This window comes from Nocardia sp. GCM10030253, from assembly GCF_042675075.1.
Classification (GTDB): domain Bacteria; phylum Actinomycetota; class Actinomycetes; order Mycobacteriales; family Mycobacteriaceae; genus Nocardia.
Genome location: NZ_JBHTDL010000005.1, coordinates 808,185 through 827,808 on the forward strand (window position 1 = coordinate 808,185; position 19,624 = coordinate 827,808).

The window sequence follows — 19,624 nt, forward strand, 5'->3', positions numbered from 1 at the left end:
GCGATGACTTCCACCACAGGCATAGCCTGGAGCTATGAAGACTCCCACGATACGGCAGCGGATCGCCTACGATCTGGGCCGCGAGCTCCCTGAGGAGCTGCACGAGTGGGTTATCCGCGACCTCGTCGGACACGGGGCCATGGAGCGCTATCTCGTCCGGTTCCTCGGCCCGGCCATCCCGTTCTTCGCCCTGGTGCTGTTGTTCCCGGGCCCGATGCCGCTCAAGATCGGCCTCATCGTGATGATGATCGTTCCGCTGGTCATTTTCACGGTCTCGCTCAGCTATGTGTGGCGCCGCTTCCGGCTGGTCCAGCACGGTTTGAATCCGGAACGCCTCGATCACACCAAGATCTCCGAGCACGATCGGGACCTCTACGAGTTGCGGCACGGGCACCGTTAGCGACTACCCAGCGCACCTTTAAACTGGCACCCGTGACCGAATCGCAGAACGCTGTTGCCACCGCCGATCTGGCCGACGAAATCGGCCCTGAGATCCGCAGCTGCGACACGCAGTTCATTCAGTTCGGTGGCCACGCCGCATTCTCCGGGCGGATCACCACGATCCGCTGCTTCCAGGACAACCTGCTGGTCAAGCAAACGCTGAGCGAACCGGGCGACGGCGGCGTGCTGGTCGTCGACGGCGGCGCGAGCGTGCACACCGCGCTGGTCGGCGACATCATCGCCGGACGCGGCGTTGCCAACGGCTGGGCCGGCGTGATCGTCAATGGCGCCGTGCGCGACTCGGCGATCCTGCGCACGCTGGAGATCGGCATCAAGGCACTCGGCACCAACCCGCGCAAGAGCACGCAGACCGGCAGCGGCGAGCGGGATGTCCCCATCGAGTTCGGCGGCGTCACGTTCACGCCCGGCGACATGCTCTACAGCGACCACGACGGTGTCGTGGTCCGCGCTGAAAGCTGATTCAGCCGAACGCTTATCGAACACCCCCCACGCGAGCTCTGTGGCCGGCAATGGCGACTACGTCACCGGGATGCAATTGGCGGCCACGGCGTAGCTCGACCTCATCGTTCACCCGGACCAGACCGGAGGCGATGACCGTCTTGGCCTCCGAGCCGGACTCGATCAGGTTGGCCAGCTTCAGGAACTGGCCGAGTCGAATGACGTCGTCATCGATCGGCACATCGACTGCTTCGGACATGGGTACATCCTTACCCTTCGACCCGAGATGGCGAAACGTCAACCCCCACCGTGACGACTGACACGCAGGTGTGACGCGCCATAACCGACATGCCCGGGCGATCTTGGAGCATCGAGACGGCCGCACCGTACACACTGGTTCGGTGACCTCCACGCACGCCGAGCACCAGATCGACACCGAACCACCTGCGGACAGACCGACCCCACCCGTGCCGCACCGCGGACACGGACGGTTCAGGGAGGTCCCGCACATCACGGGCATGGTCCTCGGTGTCTTCGCCGTGCTGTGTTTCCTGTGGAGTCTTTCGCCGGCACTGCGCTATCTGACCCAAGTGCCGCGCCGCTACATCGACGCCTACTACTTCGACGCCCCGGATACGAACCTCATGTGGGCGCTCGTCGTCGGCCTGCTCGCGGGGGCGCTGGCCAGTCGCAAACGTATCGCCTGGTGGCTGCTCGTCGGCTATCTGGCGCTGTACACGCTGTCCAACGTGGTCGATTTCGTCAATGACGGCGAGATCGATGCCCTGGTCGCGATGGTGCTGCACGTGCTCGCGATCGGTGTGCTGCTCGCCGCGTGGCGCGAGTTCTACACGAAAGTGCGCCGCGGTGCCGGTCTGAAGGCGCTCGGCGTGCTGCTCGGTGGTCTGGCGATCGGGTGCCTGATCGGCTGGGGTCTGGTGGAACTGTTCCCCGGTTCGCTGCCGCAGGGCTGGCAACGGCCCGGGTGGGCGATCTATCGCGTCACCGCCGCGGTGCTGGTCGACAACGAACACTTCGACGGTCACCCGCGCCCGTTCGTCAACTTCCTGCTCGGCCTGTTCGGCGCGATCGCCCTGCTGGCCGCGGTGATCATCCTGCTGCGCTCGCAGCGCGCGGCGAACGCGATGACGGGCACCGACGAATCCGCGATCCGCGGACTGCTGGAACGCTCCGATGTCGAGGATTCCCTCGGCTACTTCGCGACGCGCCGGGACAAGGCTGTGGTGTTCGCGCCGAGTGGCAAGGCCGCGGTCACCTATCGAGTGGAACTCGGTGTCTGCCTTGCCAGCGCCGACCCGGTCGGCGTCCGGGAGGCTTGGCCACAGGCGATCGATGCATGGCTGCGGCTGGCCGATCAGTTCGGCTGGGCCCCAGCGGTCATGGGCGCCAGTGAGTTCGGCGCAACCGCCTACCGGCGTGCCGGGCTTTCCGCGCTGCGCCTCGGCGATGAAGCCATCCTCGACACCAGGACCTTCTCACTGGCCGGGCCCGAGATGAAACAGGTCCGTCAGGCCGCGAACCGGTTGCGCAAGCACGGGATACACGTGCGGATTCGCAGGCAGCGGGAGATTCCGCCCGAGGAAATGGCGCAGGTAATCGCGCGCGCGGATGCCTGGCGTGACACCGAGACCGAACGCGGTTTCTCCATGGCGCTCGGCAGGCTCGGCGATCCGCTCGACGGCGACTGCCTCTTGGTCGAGGCGGTCAACGGACAGGATCGCGTCCTCGGGATGCTGTCGCTGGTCCCGTGGGGCCGCACCGGCGTCTCCCTGGAGCTGATGCGCCGAGACCCCAATAGCCCCAACGGTGTCATGGAGCTGATGATCTCGCAGCTGGCACTGACCTCCGAGCAGCACGCCATCACCAAGGTCTCGCTCAACTTCGCGGTATTCCGGTCGGTCTTCGAAGAGGGTGCGCGCATCGGCGCCGGGCCGGTGCTGCGGCTGTGGCGCGGTGTGCTGCTGTTCTTTTCACGATGGTGGCAGCTGGAAGCGCTCTACCGATCGAATGTGAAGTACCAGCCGCATTGGGCGCCCCGGTTCTTCCTGTTCGAGGAGCGCAGGCAGCTGCCGCGGGTCGCGGTCGCGAGCGCCCTCGCCGAGGGCTTCCTGCCGCGTTTCGGCAAGGAAACCGACACGGTGACACACACCGGCGTCTACAGCGCGGTGCCCCCGGCACTGACCGGACTGCACGCCGACGGCAGCCCGCCGGACCTGACGGACATCGAGACCGCGGAACCGCAGCACCGCCGTCCGGAGCAGGTGCGGGTGCGGATGGACAAGCTGGCCCGACTCACCGACGCCGGGGTTGACGCCTATCCGGTGGCCTATCCGCCCACCCACACAGTCGCCGCCGCGCGCCGCTCGCCGCGCGGCACCACCGTCCGCGTGTGCGGCAGACTGCTGCGCATCCGCGACTACGGCGGCGTGATCTTCGCGGTGGTGCGGGACTGGACCGACGACATCCAGCTCGTCATCGACCGCGACCGGGTCGGTGCCGAACGCAGCGCCGAATTCACCGAGTTCTTCGACCTCGGCGACCTGATCGAGATCAGCGGGCAGATCGGGCGCAGCCGGCGCGGCGAACTCTCGCTGCTCGCCGCGGACTGGCGGATGATCGGCAAGTGCCTGCACCCGTTGCCGGACAAGTGGAAAGGGCTCGCCGATCCCGAGGCGAAGGTGCGCCAGCGCTACGTCGATATGGCGATCAACCCGGAGGCCCGCGAGATCCTCGCCAAGCGCAGCGCGGTGGTCCGATCGCTGCGCGACTCGTTGAACGGCTGGGGCTATCTCGAGGTGGAGACCCCGATCCTGCAGCAGGTGCACGGCGGCGCGAACGCCACGCCGTTCCTTACCCACATCAACGCCTACGACCTCGATCTCTACCTGCGGATTGCACCCGAGCTCTATCTCAAGCGACTGTGCGTCGGCGGTATGGAGAAGGTCTTCGAGCTCGGCCGCACCTTCCGCAACGAGGGCGTGGACTTCAGCCACAATCCCGAGTTCACCATTCTCGAGGCCTACGAGGCGCACAGCGACTACGAGCGGATGATGCACGTCGGCCGTCATCTCATCCAGAACGCCGCCATGGCGGCCAATGGCGCGATGGTGGCGATGCGGTCCAATCCGGACGGCTCGTTCGACCAGGTGGACATCTCCGGCGAATGGCCGGTGAAGACCGTGCACGGCGCGGTGTCCGAGGCGCTCGGCTCGGAGATCACTCCGGAGACGGATCTGGAGCGGCTGCGGGAGCTGTGCGACCAGGCGCATGTGCCGTACCAGCATGGCTGGGACACCGGGCAGGTGGTGCTGGAGATGTACGAGCACCTGGTGGAGTCGAGCACCGAGGAGCCGACCTTCTACATCAACTTCCCCACCTCGGTGTCCCCACTGACCAGGGCGCACCGCAGCATTCCCGGGGTGACCGAACGCTGGGACCTGGTCGCATGGGGCGTCGAACTCGGTACGGCCTACAGCGAACTCACCGATCCGATCGAGCAGCGCCGCAGGCTCACCGAGCAATCGATGCTCGCGGCCAACGGCGATCCGGAGGCCATGGAACTCGACGAGGACTTCCTGCAGGCACTCGAGCACGCGATGCCGCCCACCGGCGGGCTCGGTATGGGTGTGGACCGGATCGTCATGCTGATCACCGGTCGCAGCATTCGCGAGACCCTGCCATTCCCGTTGGTGAAGCCGCGCTGAGGATCTCACGGTGCAGGATCGCATCGACGAAGGTACACGCGCGCCCGATTCGCCCGCTAATCTTGGAGATTCGGCCCCGGGAGGAGGCCGATACCTGAGAGATGGGGATGCATATGTACCTTGACCTGCTGACCAACGCGAGCCTGCTGGACCATGCGGTGTGGGCAAGCCCGGACACCTGGGCCGCGGGCGACACGTGGACCCAGGCACTGGACTACGCCGCCAAGAAAAAGAAGCGCAGCTACGGCGGGCTGATCTTCGGCGGCATCTGCTGCCTGCTCGTTGTCGCGCTGATCATCGGCGGCATCTACCTGCTGGTCAACCGCAAGAAGCAGCAGCCGCCGAACCAGGCGCCTTACGGCCAGTAGTCGGTATCGGTACGAAAGGGCCCGGGTCGCTTGCCGCGACCCGGGCCCTTCGTGTCTATTCGGCTCTTCCGAGCTGTCAGATGACAGTGCGCTCGGAAGCCACTTCCGCGTCGAGGAGTAGTTCCGCATCGACGTCGGCTGCGTCATCGGTGCCATGGGGGCTCGAAGGAACCGACTTCAGCACGACCACGGCCGCCGCGAGCGCGACCACGACCAATGCGGCGCCGACCCAGAACGCGAGATGGAACCCGCTGGTCAGGGCCTCGTTGACCGCAGTGCCATCCTTCAGCAGGTGTTCGGTCTTGCTGGCCGACAACGTGGCGAGCACCGCGAGCCCGAGCGCGCCACCGACCTGCATGGTGGTGTTGGCCAGACCCGAGGCCAGGCCCGCTTCCTCCGGCTCGACACCCGACATCGCCAGGTTCATCAGTGCCGGGAACGCCAGTCCGGCACCGGTGCCGAACAGCACCATCGGACCGAAGATGTAGAGCCAGTAGTTGCCGTCCACCGGAGCCTGGGTCAGCCACAGCAACGCGACGAGGATGAGCGACAAACCAGGGATCAGCACCTTGCGCGCGCCGAACCGCATCACGAAATGCTCGGAGTAGCGCACCGACAGCAGGCCCATGATCGCCGCGACCGGGAAGAACGCCAGACCCAGCTGAATCGGCTCGTAGCCGAGCACCTGCTTCAGGTACAGCGACCCCATGAAGAACATGCCGAACATGCCCGCGACGGTAAGCACCTGAATCACATTGGCGCCGGACAGATTCCGCGAGCGGAAGATCTTCAGCGGCATCAGCGGGTTCGCCGCGGTGCCCTCGCGCAACACGAATCCGGCGAGCAGCACGAGCGCGGCGGCGCCGAGTCCGAGCGTCACCGTGTCGGTCCAGCCGTACTCGGCCGCGGGCTTGACGATCGTGTAGACGCCGAGCATCAGCGCCGACGTAATCAGCACCGCGCCAGGGATATCCGCGCCGTTCTTCAGGCCAGCACCCTGATCCTTGTCGAGGATCTTCAGCGCGCCGATGCCGACCGCGATGCCGATCGGCAGGTTGACCAGGAAGATCAGCCGCCAATCCAGCGCGGTGAGGAAGCCGCCGAGTAGCAGGCCGATCGCACCACCGGCGGATGCGACGAACGCGTAGCGGCCGATCGCCTTTGCCTGATCGCGCGGATCGGGGAACATCGCGAAGATCATGCCGAGAATGACCGCCGAGGTCATCGCGCCACCGATGCCCTGCACGAACCGGGCCGCGATCAGCGTCACCTCGTTGATGGCGACGCCACACAGCACCGAGGCGACCGTGAAGACCACGAGACCGGCAAGGAACATCGTGCGGCGACCTATCAGGTCACCGAACCGGCCGACCAGCATGAGCAGGCCACCGAACGAAATCAGATACGCGTTCACGACCCAGGCCAGACCGGCCGGGGTGAATCCCAGATCCTGCTGGATATCGGTGAGCGCCACATTCACGATCGTGGCGTCGAGCACGATCATCAGCATGCCGCCGCACAGCACATACAGCGCGAGCCAGCGACTCTTGTCCGCTTGTGCGGATTCAGCGTCCCCGGCCTGTCTCGATCGTTGTCGTTGTTCGGTCACCACACACGCCTCCAAGCCCAAGATCGTTACCGAGGCACACTATCGCGACTAGTCCTAAAAGACAACCAATTAATTCATTTGAAGTATTGACTGGTATCATGTATTCCATGACTGTTGCCCCGGAGCACCGCCCCAAGCGCAGCTATCACGATGCGTGCGGTGCGGCCCGCGCGCTCGACCTGGTCGGCGAGCGCTGGACCCTGCTTGTGGTGCGCGAACTGCTCCTCGGCCCGAAGCGCTTCACCGATCTGCGCGCGGGATTGCCCGGTATCAGCCCCAACGTGCTCTCGCAACGACTCGACGAATTGGCGCAGATCGGTGTGGTGCACAAACGCAAACTGCCGCCACCGGTCAGCACCGCCGTCTACGACCTCACCGACTGGGGCCGCGAGCTCGACACCGTGATCATGTCGCTCAACCGCTGGGGCGCCCGCGCCCGCACCGTCTACCGCTGTGCCGATGTGGGCACCGACTCGCTGGTCGTCTCGCTGCGCACCTTCTTCGTGCCCGAATCCACAGCCGGGGCGCAGGCGACCTACGACCTGTATTTCACCGGCCCCGACTCGGCCACCGACGAATTCCACGCAATTGTCGACAACGGCGCCTTCACCATCACCCGCGGCGCTACCGGAACCGCGGCCACCACTGTCCACACCGGCGTCCCCGCCTTTGTCGCCGTCGTTTTCGACGGCCACCGGGTCGAGGAGATCATCGCCGCGGGCGACATGACGGTCGCGGGTGATGTCGCCGCCGTCGAGCAGTTCGCGACCTACTTCGAGCTGCCCGCGGAGTGCGCGGCCAACGAGGCCCGATAGGCGTGGCCCGGCCCGCCCTGACGGCGACGGGCGCCGACGATACGGCAGAGTGGGCTACGTGCAGTTGATCCTCGTCCGCCACGCCCAGCCGCTTCGGGTTCTGAACGCCGACGGCCCCGCCGATCCCGAACTGGCCGCCGTCGGACTCGAGCAGGCCGAACGGGTACCCGTGGCGCTGAGCCACCATCGGATCAGCCGGGTGGTGAGCAGCCCGCAGCGGCGGGCCCGCGACACGGCCGGGCCGACCGCCGCCAAACTGGGCCTCGACATCGACATCATGGACGGTCTCGCGGAATACGATCGCGACCTGCCCGCCTACATTCCGATCGAGGACGCCAAGACCGAGTTCCGGGCCGCCTACGAACGTATCAAGGCCGGTCAGCTGCCCGAACAGATCGACGCCGACGCCTTCCGAACCCGGGTGCGCGACGCCGTCCTCGAGATCGCCGCGGCCACCGATCCCGCCGATACCGTCGCGGTCTTCGCGCACGGCGGCGTAATCAATGTGATCCTGCAGGACGTGCTCGAGCTGGCGCGGCCGCTGACCTTCCCGATCGATTACTGCTCGATCACCCGAATCCTGTACTCACGCACCGGCCGTCGCACCGCGGCGACTGTCAACGAGAACGGTCATGTCTGGGATCTCTTGCCGCGCAATATCACTGCGCAGGCGTGAGCGTCCGGCGACGCACTGCCACTCACAGCCAATTGCCAGTGTGATCGCACCGCCGTCCCAGCGTCGGAACCTTCTATGGGACTGGTGAGCCGCACCGCGACTCACAGTCCGAGAGAAAGGAATTCCGTGTTGCTCTCCAACACACCGACCTCGTTCAGGCGCCGCCTGGCCCGGGTGGCGGTGGCCGGCGCACTGGTCACCGTTCCACTCGCCACGCTGGCGGTCACCGCATCCGCCGAAACCCCGAATCCGTCCGACGCCGCGCAGGTCCAGTCCGTTCCGGGCGAAGCTGTCCAGGAAGGAACCGAAATCAGCGGCCCGCGCGGCGGTCACGACTTCCCGGACCGGCCGGGTCACGATGGGCCACGAGTGGAATTCCGCGAGCGCGGCGATCACCCCGGCCCCGGCGGCGGGCATCAGTTCTATCGGATACTGCCGCCGACCGGCTCGGCAGGTAGCAGCTGACAATCGACATACTGAAGGCCACCTCCCTGCGCGGAGAGGTGGCCTTCAGTGTTTATGTGTCTTGGATCAGGCCATGCCCGCGATCCAGTTGTGCATCCAGGAGACGGCGGTCTGGCCGCCACCCACCGGGTAGTTGCCGTAGATCGTGTGGGCCTGCGACTTGTAGAACTGCTCGAGATCTTTGGCCCGCTGCTGGTTCGCGGAGTCGGTGAGCTGCGACTGCAGCAGCGGCACACCGCCACGGGCCATCAGGTCGTTCATGATCGCGCCCGCTTCGAGCTGGTAGCGCCAGATGTTGGCGGGGTTCGCGTCGGAGGTCTGGGCCAGGAAGCCCGCGAACCTGGTCACGAAGTCGTCGGAGGCCGTGGCGCAGTAGAGATCATCGGTCGCGCAGATGGTCCTGGTGCGGTCGCTGAGCCAGCCGAAGCCGCCGACGCGCGGCCCGCCCGCACCGGCACCCGAGGCGGGCGGACCGACCTGAGCATCGGTGGGCGAACGACGCGGGTCGGAGATCAGGCCGACGCCCGCGATCCGATCCGCGGGCACAACGCCGAGGCCCGTGCCGATTTCGGCCGCGAGGTCGCCGGCGGCGTCCGCGCCCTGGCTGTATCCGACAAGGGCGATCTTCGTGCCACCGCAGCGCTGTCCCATGGCGCCGACAAGTCCGCGAGCCTTGTCGGTCGCTTCCTTCTTCGAGGCGCCGTAGACATCGCCTTCCCACGGGAACGCGGTCGCGGCATAGGTCACGTAGTCGACGTCGGCCGAACGGGGCAATCCGTTGGTGACGCCCGCCAGCATGCCGGGTTGTGGTTTCTTGTCGTGACCGGTCTCCCAAGTGCCGGGGATGGCAACCACGTACAGGCTCGGGCACCCGGGATCGGCCGTTACAGAACCGCTACCGAGAACCAAACCAGACGCGATCGCGACGCACGCACCGAGAGCCGCGGCAACTTTCTTCACCTGCATACTGCTCCAGTTCAAACCTTTGCCCTTGTAAGAGCAAATCCCCGACAAGTTGTCACTTCCCATGCTGACCTCGATGTATGTCGCTCCAGCGCACGCCGGGTCAACGGAAGTTACCCGCCAGCATGACGCGCGCTACGCAATCCACATCCCAAGATCCGAGGCACACCGAAGATCACAATAGGGGCACGGCCGCGTCCACGCCATTCGAACCCGAATGCGTGTCCGATTTCCGCCCTGTCAACATCTCCACCGCGCGGTTCTCCTGCGGCACATGCGCGGTGGATACCACAGCACTGGCAAATTTTGAGCGCACATGACAAAGGCGCCTGTGGACTTGTGATCCACAGGCGCCTTCCGCTCCGGTAAGAAACGGGTCTATTTACTCAGCGCTGCGCGACCATCGTGGGAGTGATGGGCGCGGGGAGCGCGGTTTCGCCTTCCAGGAACTTGTCGACGGCGGCCGCGGCGGCGCGGCCTTCGGCGATCGCCCAGACGATGAGGGACTGGCCGCGGCCCATGTCACCGGCGACGAAGACGCCGGGGATGTTGGTGGCCCAGTTCTTGTCGCGCTGGACGTTGCCACGCTGGTCGTAGCCGACGCCGAGACCTTCGAGCAGGCCCGGCTTCTCGGGACCGGTGAAGCCCATGGCCAGCAGGACGAGGTCGGCTTCGAGGGTGAAGTCGGTGCCCTCGACCTTTTCGAAGCGGCCGTTGACCATCTTGACCTCATGGGCCTCGAGGCCGGTGACCTTGCCGTCGGCGCCGACGAAACGCTCGGTGTTCACGGAGAACACCCGCTCGCCGCCTTCTTCGTGCGCCGAGGAAACCCGGTACATCAGCGGGTAGGTCGGCCACGGAGTGGAGGAGGCACGCTCCTCCGGCGGGCGCGGCATGATCTCGAACTGGTGGACGCTCTCGGCGCCCTGCCGGTGCGAGGTGCCGAGGCAGTCCGCGCCGGTGTCGCCGCCACCGATGATGATGACCTTCTTGCCCTTGGCGTGGATCGGCGGCAGACCGTCGGCGTCGGTGACGTCGTCGCCGAGCTGCACCCGGTTGGCCCACGGCAGGAATTCCATCGCCTGGTGAATGCCGTCCAGGTCGCGACCCGGGATCGGCAGGTCACGCGCGAGCGTGGCGCCACCGGAAAGCACCACCGAGTCGAACCGCTCGCGCAGCTGCTCGGCGGTGATGTCGACACCGACGTTCACGTTGGTCTTGAAGATGGTGCCCTCGGCCTCCATCTGCGCGACCCTGCGGTCGATGAAGCGCTTCTCCATCTTGAATTCCGGGATGCCGTAGCGCAGCAGACCACCGATGCGGTCGGCCCGCTCGAACACGGTCACGGTGTGGCCGGCGCGGGTCAACTGCTGCGCGGCGGCCAGCCCGGCCGGACCGGAACCGACGACGGCGATCTTCTTGCCGGTGAGGCGGGTCGGGTAGACCGGGGTCACCCAGCCCTCGTCGAAAGCGTTCTCGATGAGTTCGATCTCGACCTGCTTGATCGTCACCGGGTCCTGGTTGATACCGAGGACACAGGACGCCTCGCACGGCGCCGGGCACAGCCGCCCGGTGAACTCCGGGAAGTTGTTGGTCGCGTGCAGCCGGTCGATGCCCTCACGCCACTGGCCCTTGTAGACCAGGTCGTTCCATTCGGGGATCAGGTTGCCGAGCGGACAGCCGTTGTGACAGAACGGAATACCGCAGTCCATGCACCGGCTGGCCTGACGCTGCAGGGTCTTGTGCTCAAAACCCTCCTCGTAGACCTCTTTCCAGTCCATCAGACGCAGCGGAACCGGACGACGCGTCGGCAACTCCCGCTTGGTGTGCTTCATAAATCCTTGCGGGTCAGCCACGTGCCGCCCCCGAATGGTTACAGCGCCTCGTCGACGTCATCTTCAGAACTTTCCGGTCAGCCACGTGCCGCCCCGAATAGTCACAGCGCCTCGTCGACGTCATCATTAGAACTTTCTGGTCAGCCACGTGCCGCCTCCATAATCGCCTCGTCGACGTCCGTGCCGTTCTTCTCGGCCTCGGAAATCGCGAGCAGAACCTTCTTGTACTCGCGCGGCATGACCTTCACGAAGTGGTTCACCTGCTGCGACCAATCGCTCAGAATGCGGTCGGCGACAGCGGATCCCGTCTGGTCACGGTGCTCGGTGATGATGTCACGCAGCCAGGTGAAATCGTCACCTGACAGTTGCTCGACGGCGTCGGCCTGCTCGGGGTTGAGCCTCGCCTCGAAGGTGCCGTTCGGGTCGTAGACGAACGCGACACCGCCGGACATACCGGCGCCGAAGTTGCGGCCGGTCTCACCGAGGATGACGACCCGACCACCGGTCATGTACTCACAGCCGTGGTCGCCGACGCCCTCGACCACCGTGAGGGCGCCCGAGTTACGCACGGCGAACCGCTCGCCGACGACACCGCGAATGAACGCCTTGCCGCTGGTCGCGCCGAACAGGATCACGTTGCCCGCGATGATGTTCTCTTCCGCGACGAAGTCGACCGGTGCGTTCAGGGACGGGCGGACCACCAGGTGGCCGCCGGAAAGCCCCTTGCCGACATAGTCGTTGGCGTCACCCTGCACCCGCAGCGTGATGCCAGCAGGCACGAACGCGCCGAAGCTGTTGCCCGCGGAGCCGGTGAAGGTGATGTCGATGGTGTCGTCGGGCAGGCCCGTGCCACCGTAGAGCTTGGTCACCTCGTGGCCGAGCATGGTGCCGACGGTGCGGTTCACGTTCGAGATCTTGGTTTCGAACTTCACCGCCTGGCCACGCTCGAGCGCATCGCGGCTCTGCGTGATGAGCTGCTGGTCCAGCGCCTTGTCCAGACCGTGGTCCTGCGTCTTGGTGCAGCGACGGTCCTGACGCATGAACGCCGTCTCGACATCGTCGAGGATCGGCGACAGATCCAGCTTGCTGGCCTTGAAGTGCTGCTTGGCCTTGGTGGTGTCGAGCATGTCGACCCGGCCGATGGCCTCGTCCAGCGTGCGGAAGCCCAACTGCGCCAGCAGTTCCCGGACCTCTTCGGCGATGAACAGCATGAAGTTCTCGACGAACTCCGGCTTGCCGGTGAAGCGCTCGCGCAGCACCGGGTTCTGCGTCGCGACACCGACGGGGCAGGTGTCGAGGTGGCAGACCCGCATCATGATGCAGCCCGAGACCACCAAAGGCGCAGTGGCGAAACCGAATTCCTCGGCACCGAGCAGCGCGGCGATCATCACGTCGCGGCCGGTCTTCATCTGACCGTCGACCTGCACCACGATGCGGTCGCGAAGTCCGTTGAGCAGCAACGTCTGCTGGGTCTCGGCAAGGCCGAGCTCCCATGGGCCGCCCGCGTGCTTGAGCGAGGTCAGCGGCGAGGCGCCGGTGCCACCGTCGTGACCCGAGATCAGCACCACGTCCGCGTGCGCCTTCGACACACCGGCCGCGACGGTGCCGACGCCGGGCTCCGCAACAAGTTTCACGTGAATCCGCGCCTGCGGGTTCGCGTTCTTCAGGTCGTGGATCAGCTGCGCGAGATCCTCGATCGAGTAGATGTCGTGGTGCGGCGGCGGCGAAATCAGGCCGACGCCCGGCGTCGAGTGCCGCACCTCGGCGACCCACGGGTACACCTTGTGCGCCGGAAGCTGGCCGCCCTCACCGGGCTTGGCGCCCTGCGCCATCTTGATCTGGATGTCGGTGCAGTTGGTCAGGTAGTGCGCTGTCACGCCGAAGCGGCCCGAGGCCACCTGCTTGATCGCACTGCGCCGCCAGTCGCCGTTGTCCTCCGGCTCGAAGCGGGAGGGGCTTTCGCCGCCCTCACCCGAGTTCGAGCGTCCGCCGAGGCGGTTCATCGCGATCGCCAGGGTCTCGTGCGCCTCCGAAGAGATGGAGCCGTAGCTCATCGCGCCGGTGGAGAACCGCTTGACGATCTCGGTGGCGGGCTCGACCTCGTCGATCGAGATCGCGGCACGGTTGGTGCTGTTGAACTTGAACAGACCGCGCAGCGAGGCAAGCTGCTCGGACTGATCGTCGACCAGCTTGGTGTACTCCTTGAAGATCGAGTACTGACCGGTGCGGGTCGCGTGCTGCAGCTTGAACACGGTGTCCGGGTTGAACAGGTGGTATTCACCCTCGCGCCGCCACTGGTATTCGCCGCCGACCTCGAGCTCGCGGTGTGCGCGCTCGTTGCGGTTCTCCAGGAACGCGACGGTGTGGCGGGCAGCCACATCGGTCGCGATCTCGTCGAGGCCGATGCCGTCGAGATGCGAACGCAGACCGGTGAAGTACTCGTCCACCAGCACCTGCGACAGGCCGATCACCTGGAACAGCTGTGCGCCGGTGTAAGAGGCCAGGGTGGAGATGCCCATCTTGGACATCACCTTCAGCACGCCCTTGCTCGCGGCCTTGTTGTAGTTCGCGACCGCCTTGCGGTAGTCGGCGGGCAGATCACCGGTGCTGCCTGGCACCTCGAGCGCGCCGCGCTCGAGCATGTCCTCGATGGTCTCGAAGGCCATGTACGGGTTGATCGCGCCCGCGCCGAAGCCGACGAGCATGGCCATGTGGTGCACCTCGCGGGCGTCACCGGCCTCGACGACAAGTCCGACCATGGTGCGAGTGCGCTCGCGGACCAGGTGGTGGTGCACCGACGAGGTCAGCAGCAGCGACGGGATCGGCGCCAGCTTCTCGTTGGACTCGCGATCGGACAGCACGATGATCCGCGCGCCGCCGTCGATGGCGGCCGACACCTGGGTGTTGATCGCCTCGAGCGCCTTGCGCAGGCCCTTGCCGCCCTTCTTCACCGGGTACAGGCCGCGCACGACCACCGAACGCAGCTCGGGCTGCGAGCCGTCGTCGTTGATGTGCACGAGCTTGGCCAACTCGTCGTTGTCCAGGATCGGCGACGTGACGGTGATCTGGTGGCAGGACTCCGGTCCCGGGTTCAGCAGATCGGCCTCCGGGCCGATGGCCCGGCGCAGGCTGGTGACGACTTCTTCGCGGATCGCGTCCAGCGGCGGGTTGGTGACCTGCGCGAACAGCTGCGAGAAGTAGTCGAACAGCAGTCGCGGCCGTGACGAAAGCACCGCGAGCGGCGTATCGGTGCCCATCGAACCAAGCGCCTCGAGACCGGTCTTGGCCATCGGCGAGATCAGCAGGTTCAGCTCTTCGTTGGTGTATCCGAAGATCTGCTGACGGATCAGCACCCGGTCGTGCGACATGTGCACGTGCGGACGGTCCGGCAGATCGGCCAGCTTGGTCACGCCCGCGTCGAGCCACTCCTGGTACGGGCGCTCGGCGGCCAGCTGCGACTTGAGCTCCTCGTCGCCGACGATGCGGCCCTGCGAGGTGTCGACAAGGAACATGCGGCCGGGCTGCAGCCGGACCTTCTTGACCACCTTCGCCGGATCGATGTCGAGGACACCGACCTCGGAGGCCATGACGACCAGGCCGTCATCGGTCACCCAGATGCGGCTGGGGCGCAGGCCGTTGCGGTCGAGCACGGCGCCGACGACGGTGCCGTCGGAGAAGCACACCGATGCCGGGCCGTCCCACGGCTCCATCAGCATCGAGTGGTAGCGGTAGAAGGCCCGTCGCTGCGGGTCCATGTTCTCGTTGCGTTCCCATGCCTCGGGAATCATCATCAGCACCGCGTGGGGCAGGCTGCGGCCGCCGAGGTGCAACAGTTCCAGCACCTCGTCGAAGCGGGCCGTGTCGCTCGCCCCTGGCGTACAGACCGGGAAGATCTTCTCCAGGCGGTTGTTGCCCGCCTCGTTGGTGCCGAACACGTCGGAGCGCAGCAGCGCCTCGCGGGCCCGCATCCAGTTCTCGTTGCCGGTGACGGTGTTGATCTCACCGTTGTGCGCCACCCGGCGGAACGGGTGCGCGAGCGGCCACGACGGGAAGGTGTTGGTGGAGAACCGGGAGTGCACGATGCCGAGTGCGGACTCCATCCGGTCGTCCTGCAGGTCCAGGTAGAACGCGCGCAGCTGCGGCGTGGTGAACATGCCCTTGTAGACGAAGGTCTGTCCGGACAGGCTCGGGAAGTACACCGACTCCTTGCCGACCGCGCCCTCGCCTGCGCCCGCCTTGCCGAGCTCGTGCTCGACACGCTTGCGGACGACGTAGGCGCGACGCTCCAGGTCCATGCCCGACAGCTGTTCGGCAGCACCCCTCGGAGAGCCGATAAAGATCTGTCGGAAGGTCGGCATGGCGTCGCGCGCGAGGGCACCGAGGGTGGTGTCATCGGTGGGCACGTCGCGCCAACCGAGCACGGCGAGGCCTTCGGATTCGACGATCCGCTCCAGGCCGTAGGCGGCCTTGGTGGCTTCACGACGGGCCTGCGGCAGGAAGGCGATACCGGTGGCGTAGGAGCCCTCCGGCGGCAACTCGAAATCGACCACGGCGCGGAAAAACCGGTCCGGAATCTGGATGAGGATGCCTGCGCCGTCACCACTATTGGGTTCGGCACCCGCGGCACCGCGGTGCTCCAGGTTCAACAGAGCCGTAATAGCCTTGTCGACGATGTCGCGGCTGCGGCGGCCGTGCATGTCGACGACGAATGCGACACCACAGGCGTCGTGCTCGTTCGCCGGGTCATAGAGCCCAATGGGTCCAGGGGACCTGTGGCCAGGAAGTTGCGTCATGCCTCTGCCTTCAAGAAAGTCGGCCTCGATGAGATTGGCCTGCGTGGAAAAACGGCCTTTCGTCGAATGCCTCCGTCAAGACTGCGCCCGTACATTCCGAATCCAGCCGCGCTGATGGTCCGGCGTGCAGTCACGTCTCCAGTTGTCCACCCGCTGGTGTTACGTAGTGGGTGCTCGGCGGTAACGGAACACTTACGAGTTCCTTACCTCCGTGCGGGTGCTCGCCCGCTACGCTTGGCACCGGCTTGAGGTGCCCGAGCGGGCAATCGTGGCCGAACATTCTGTGCTCGGCGTAAGAGCAAACGATAAGTCAGGTCCGGGGCCCAACCAACTTAGGTTGCACTAATAACCTGGTCTAGCTGGGCTTCTTCAAAGCGGTCCTCCACGTGTGCGCGTTGTCCAGTGTAAAGCAGCGAACCTGGCGGGATCGATCCCCTGGCACCGGATGCCAACCGGTGCCCACATGCGGGCCGGACCGGCTCCGCAGCGCGCACCGCGCTCCCAGAACCGGCGCTCACCTGCATCGAAGATGATTTCCCCTGCTCCGAGGAGGGCAAACCACTTCGTCCGCGGCTAACTCGATAAGGGGCCTGATGAGATATTTCCGACAGGGCCATGACGAGCACAGAACCCGATCCGACCGTCCGGACTCTTTTGTCCGATGTGGTTTTCAGCACATATCCAGCAATCCCTCTGGAGTGCTTTTCACCACACCGAGCAAACCCGAAACAACAGCGCGGTACCGAAATACCGTCCGCCGTTATGCCACGCAGAGGGTGGTGGCAGCGCGAACCAAGGCCGCCTGGTGCAGCGCATCGACGCGCCCCGAGGAGAGGACGCCGAAAACACTGGGAGCGAGCCTTTCCGCGCAGTCTCGCGCGGCCAATTCGTCGCGCCTCGCGGCCAACTGATCGACGATGTCGACATTGAGGCGATCGATCTCCGGTCGCACCTTCGACAGGTCCGGAGGAGCCGCGGGCGCTGCCGCCGGGTCGAATCGCCAGCGCACGACCAGGCCACGCTGCACTATCTTGCTGGCTTCGATCTGACCGAAAAACACCTGCTTGATCCAGTTCTCGGGCAGATCGCGTTCCGCGCCGAGACGGGCCATGTCGTCATAGACCTTGGCCTCACGGCCGGGATCGTCGATAGACGGCTGCGTTCCGAGCTGTAGCGCCGTCGCCCACTTCGCCGCGGCGACGGCATCGGCGGTGTCGAGCCGATCGGCCACCAACTCGACCAGCCGATCCAGCGACCGGGCGGGCGGCTCGGCCGACGCGAGAGCGCTATCCGGATGCAGCACTGCCATCGTCACCGACAGCATGACCAGCACGGCGCTACGCATGTTCCGACTCCACGCCCGGCAACGAATCACCATGCCAGGTTAGGCGGTGGCCTCGCTAGAAGCGGGCTCGTCCCACTACGCATTTCCGCTCGTGGGGAGGCATCCGGCAACCGAAGATTTGTGAACCTGACCACATCCGCCTGGCCGTACTCGGTGTGTCGGGCCATGGCCTGTCACGCTGTGACAACGAATCTGTGACAGTTTCGCCAAGCTCGCCAAATGACTGGGACGTAGAGGATGTGAGATCCCATGACGGTCACCGGCATGTTCGCCTGGCTCGGCGGAGGTCTCGAGCGGAAGCCGGGTGGGATAACACCCGGCGCCGAGCTCAGTGACCGGCACGAGCACACAAATTACGCCGTCACCGGTGCTGTCGTGGTGTTGTTCGCGGCAGTGGCAGGCGCGGTCACCACGCTCGCCCTCGCGGCGATCGACGACTGGCCGCTGTTTGCGATCGTGCTCGTCGCACTCGTTGTCGCCCTGCTGACCGGCGCGGTCGCCAGAGTGCTCGCGACCGCACGGCCCGGCGGCGGATCCGATCGGTCCGGCCTGGTCGCGCGCATCGCGGTGGCGGTATCGGCAGGCGTGCTTGTCGCCGAACTGGCCGCGACGGTGCTGTTCAGCGGCACCATCGACCGGCTACTCGACGAAAAGGCCCAAGGCGTGGTCGATTCCGCACCCGCCGTGATCGCCGCGAGTACCGAACTCGACGGCGCGAAGGCCGACCGGGCCGCACTGGATCAGTCGATTGCCAAGGCGCAGGCCGATATCGACCACGCACTGGTGATCGCGCGCTGCGAGTTCAACCCGACACCCGAGTGCCCGCAGACCAGGATCACCGGCGTGCCCGGGCGCGGTCCCGAAACACAGACCGCGAACGAGATGCTCGACGACGCCCGCAAGCAGTCGGCCACGGCGCAGGGCAAGATCGGTGCACTCGATCAGCGCATCGCAGACGGCCAAAAGGCCGTGGCCGCAGCCGGATCGACCGCGTTCGCCGACGCCGATCGCGGCCTCGGCGCGCGCTGGCTGGCCATGAACGACTACACCACCGGTGCCGCGGGCGCGCTGCTGCTGCGATTGCTCACTATCGTGGCCTTCGTCCTGCTCGCGTTGCTGCCGCTGATCCTGCGCTGGTGGCGCGGCGAGACCTCCTTCGACCGGTGGATCACCGCGCGCACCGTGCAGGACCGTGCCGAACGCGACGCCGACGCCGCCATCGCGGTGAAGCGCGCCGAAGTGCGAGCCGAGGCCGAAACCCTGCGCGCCGAACAACAACTCACCGCGGCGCGACTGGCCTTCGAGGCGGACACCGCCATCGACCGGGAACGCCAGCGCACCCGCATCATCGCCGCCATCGGCGGGCTGGAACTCGGCATCACCGAGCCGCCGCGCCACCGCGAACTACCAGCCGCAACGGCTGGCGACCGAGAGGACACCTCCGTGTCTCACGCGACACCGAACCTGCCGGCCACCGTCACCGCGGGCACACTCGCACCGGCAACCAGCGCAGGCGCATTGGCGCCCGCCCCCGCACCGGCGACACCGAAGAGCGGCGGTCTGGAGCTTCCGATCATCGGCACCGTGCCCTTCACCGACACCGCGGCCCGTTTCATCCGCCCGCTGGTGCCCTCCTTCGTCGCCAACGCAATCGACTCCGCGACCCACCCGCTGCGCACCGCACGACAGGCCTTCGAAGAGGTCGAAGAGATCACCTTCACGCTCCGCCGCACCCGCAAGGTCACCGTCGACTCCCAGGACTCGCACGCGCAAGCAATGGACACCGCCCCCGTCGGCTACCAGCTCCCCCCTGGTTCGCCCCAAGCCTGGCAGGCCCAACGCATCGCCTCCACAGTCGTCGACGCGGACTACCACCCCCAATATCCTTCGCCTCACGACCCGCGCTACGCCACACTCCCGCCCGCCGGAACACACGGATACGGCCTCCCCCAGGCCCACCCCCACGACGAACTGTCCGCACCCCCAACCCACGAAATCTCCGGCCGCTCCCAACGCGAACTCCCACCCGGCCACTGACCCGCCCGACAGTGCCGGTCACCCTCAACACCTGGCGACGCTGACATCCGCACCGTCTGCGAATTCGCACCCTCATAACGAGGACCGTTCACA

General features: G+C 66.2%; 14 protein-coding genes. 8 read left to right on the plus strand and 6 right to left on the minus strand.

Translation table 11 applies throughout. The features are described from left to right. Positions 1–34 precede the first annotated feature (34 nt). Together ACFQZZ_RS12090 and rraA are read left to right on the plus strand one after the other, a co-directional pair. Positions 35–400 carry a DUF5313 family protein gene (locus ACFQZZ_RS12090; protein ID WP_378678186.1) on the plus strand — a complete coding sequence of 122 codons (366 nt, stop codon included), beginning with the start codon at positions 35–37 and terminating at the stop codon, positions 398–400. Positions 401–432: 32 nt separating this feature from the next. Then, a complete protein-coding gene (rraA, locus tag ACFQZZ_RS12095; RefSeq protein WP_378678189.1) occupies positions 433–921 on the plus strand; it encodes a ribonuclease E activity regulator RraA in 489 nt (162 codons plus the stop codon). Positions 922–934: 13 nt separating this feature from the next. On the opposite strand, the gene ACFQZZ_RS12100 is transcribed toward rraA, so the two are convergent. After that, complete coding sequence (locus tag ACFQZZ_RS12100) at positions 935–1,159, minus strand: RNA-binding S4 domain-containing protein (RefSeq protein WP_378678192.1); 225 nt, start codon at positions 1,157–1,159, stop codon at positions 935–937. A 142-nt stretch (positions 1,160–1,301) separates the two neighbouring features. Between ACFQZZ_RS12100 and lysX the strand changes: the two genes are divergently transcribed. Both lysX and ACFQZZ_RS12110 read left to right on the plus strand, forming a co-directional pair. Next, positions 1,302–4,625: a bifunctional lysylphosphatidylglycerol synthetase/lysine--tRNA ligase LysX gene (gene lysX, locus ACFQZZ_RS12105; protein ID WP_378678195.1), complete on the plus strand. Its 3,324-nt coding sequence runs from the start codon at positions 1,302–1,304 to the stop codon at positions 4,623–4,625. 113 nt (positions 4,626–4,738) lie between these two features. Next, the gene (locus tag ACFQZZ_RS12110; RefSeq protein WP_378678197.1) at positions 4,739–4,993 is read left to right on the plus strand and encodes a hypothetical protein; all 255 of its coding nucleotides are present in this window, start codon (positions 4,739–4,741) and stop codon (positions 4,991–4,993) included. A gap of 76 nt (positions 4,994–5,069) precedes the next feature. Here the strand turns inward: ACFQZZ_RS12110 and ACFQZZ_RS12115 are convergent, their stop codons facing one another. Next, positions 5,070–6,602, minus strand: coding sequence for an MFS transporter (locus tag ACFQZZ_RS12115; protein ID WP_378678200.1), 1,533 nt, complete (start codon positions 6,600–6,602; stop codon positions 5,070–5,072). Positions 6,603–6,709: 107 nt separating this feature from the next. On the opposite strand from ACFQZZ_RS12115, the gene ACFQZZ_RS12120 reads away from it, so the two are divergent. The 3 genes from ACFQZZ_RS12120 to ACFQZZ_RS12130 all read left to right on the plus strand — a co-directional run bounded on the left by ACFQZZ_RS12120 (position 6,710) and on the right by ACFQZZ_RS12130 (position 8,558). Beyond that, positions 6,710–7,417 carry a winged helix-turn-helix transcriptional regulator gene (locus ACFQZZ_RS12120; protein WP_378678203.1) on the plus strand — a complete coding sequence of 236 codons (708 nt, stop codon included), beginning with the start codon at positions 6,710–6,712 and terminating at the stop codon, positions 7,415–7,417. Between the two features lie 58 nt (positions 7,418–7,475). Beyond that, positions 7,476–8,093 carry a histidine phosphatase family protein gene (locus ACFQZZ_RS12125; protein WP_378678206.1) on the plus strand — a complete coding sequence of 206 codons (618 nt, stop codon included), beginning with the start codon at positions 7,476–7,478 and terminating at the stop codon, positions 8,091–8,093. Between the two features lie 126 nt (positions 8,094–8,219). Then, on the plus strand, positions 8,220–8,558 hold the full coding sequence (locus ACFQZZ_RS12130; protein WP_378678209.1) for a hypothetical protein: 339 nt from the start codon (positions 8,220–8,222) through the stop codon (positions 8,556–8,558). A 66-nt stretch (positions 8,559–8,624) separates the two neighbouring features. On the opposite strand, the gene ACFQZZ_RS12135 is transcribed toward ACFQZZ_RS12130, so the two are convergent. The 4 genes from ACFQZZ_RS12135 to aroQ form a co-directional block, all read right to left on the minus strand. Beyond that, a complete protein-coding gene (locus ACFQZZ_RS12135) occupies positions 8,625–9,524 on the minus strand; it encodes a cutinase family protein (protein ID WP_378678212.1) in 900 nt (299 codons plus the stop codon). A gap of 383 nt (positions 9,525–9,907) precedes the next feature. After that, positions 9,908–11,377, minus strand: coding sequence for a glutamate synthase subunit beta (locus ACFQZZ_RS12140; protein ID WP_378678215.1), 1,470 nt, complete (start codon positions 11,375–11,377; stop codon positions 9,908–9,910). Positions 11,378–11,496: 119 nt separating this feature from the next. Then, a complete protein-coding gene (gltB, locus tag ACFQZZ_RS12145) occupies positions 11,497–16,149 on the minus strand; it encodes a glutamate synthase large subunit (RefSeq protein ID WP_378678218.1) in 4,653 nt (1,550 codons plus the stop codon). 760 nt (positions 16,150–16,909) lie between these two features. Beyond that, the gene (gene aroQ, locus ACFQZZ_RS12150) at positions 16,910–17,494 is read right to left on the minus strand and encodes a gamma subclass chorismate mutase AroQ (protein ID WP_378678221.1); all 585 of its coding nucleotides are present in this window, start codon (positions 17,492–17,494) and stop codon (positions 16,910–16,912) included. Between the two features lie 249 nt (positions 17,495–17,743). On the opposite strand from aroQ, the gene ACFQZZ_RS12155 reads away from it, so the two are divergent. Further along, positions 17,744–19,531, plus strand: coding sequence for a DUF4407 domain-containing protein (locus tag ACFQZZ_RS12155; RefSeq protein ID WP_378678224.1), 1,788 nt, complete (start codon positions 17,744–17,746; stop codon positions 19,529–19,531). Positions 19,532–19,624: the final 93 nt, after the last annotated feature.